At 77.2% G+C, this 904-nt stretch carries 1 protein-coding gene; it reads left to right on the top strand.

Annotation, left to right across the window (positions count from 1 at the left end; all coding sequences use genetic code 11):
* Window positions 1-904 (top strand): hypothetical protein (locus ROTAS13_RS27620; protein WP_171979249.1); only part of this gene is annotated, 904 nt, incomplete at both ends.

Below are 904 nucleotides of genomic sequence, written 5' to 3'. Positions count from 1 at the left end.
GCCGCTGCCGGCGGAGGCGGGCCTGGCGGTGCTGCGCCGGGGCAACCTTCTGCTGGTGGTGTCGGATCTCGCCCGGCCGCTGGATCTTTCCGCCCTGCGCGACGATCCGGTCTTCGGCTCCGCCGACCTGCTGCCCCTGCCGGAAGCCACGGTGCTGCGCCTCCGCCTCGCCGCGCCCGCCGCGCTGCGGGCCCGGCGGGAGGGTGAACGCTGGCTGCTGGAGCCGGTGCCCGCACTGCCGCAGGCCCGTTCGATCCGCGCCGGTCAGGAGGACGGGATGCTGGTGCTGCGTGCCGTCGCGCCGGGCCGCGTGGTGGCCCTGCCCGATCCGGAAACGGGCCTGCCGCTGCTGGTGGGCACGGTGCGGGAGGCGGACCAGATGGTGCCGCAGGCGCGGCGGCTGCCCCAGGCCGAACTGCTGCCGACCGTGCTGGGCGCGGCTCTGCTCGCGCGCGGCGATGCGGTGGATTTCCGGGCCGGCGCCGGCCGCTTCCTGCTTTCGGGCGCCGGGGAAAGCGCGGCGGGGCCGGAGGCGCCTGCCGCCGAGGCGCGCGGGATGACGCGCCTCTTCGACCTGCCGCCCTTGGATGCGGCGGCGCTGTCCGAGCGCCTGCGGGCGCAACAGGCCGGGATCGCCTCGGCCGCGCCATTGCAGCGCGCGCCTCTGCGGCGGGCGGCGGCGGAAACCCTGCTTTCCCTGGGCCAGGCGCAGGAGGCGCAGGCCATGCTGCGCCTGGCTTTCCAGGAAGATCCGCAGGCGGGGCTCGATCCCGTGCTGCGGGCGCTGCAAGGCGCGGCGGCGCTGCTCGGCGGCCGCCTGGACGAGGCCAGGGCACTGGAGGACGCGGCCCTGCCCAGGACCGACGAGACGGCACTCTGGCAGGGACTGCTGCGCGGCGCGCGC

Origin of the sequence: Roseomonas sp. TAS13 (assembly GCF_001950415.1) — a bacterium.
Classification (GTDB): Bacteria; Pseudomonadota; Alphaproteobacteria; order Acetobacterales; family Acetobacteraceae; genus Roseomonas; species Roseomonas mucosa.
This window is presented reverse-complemented; position numbering and strand designations above follow the sequence as displayed.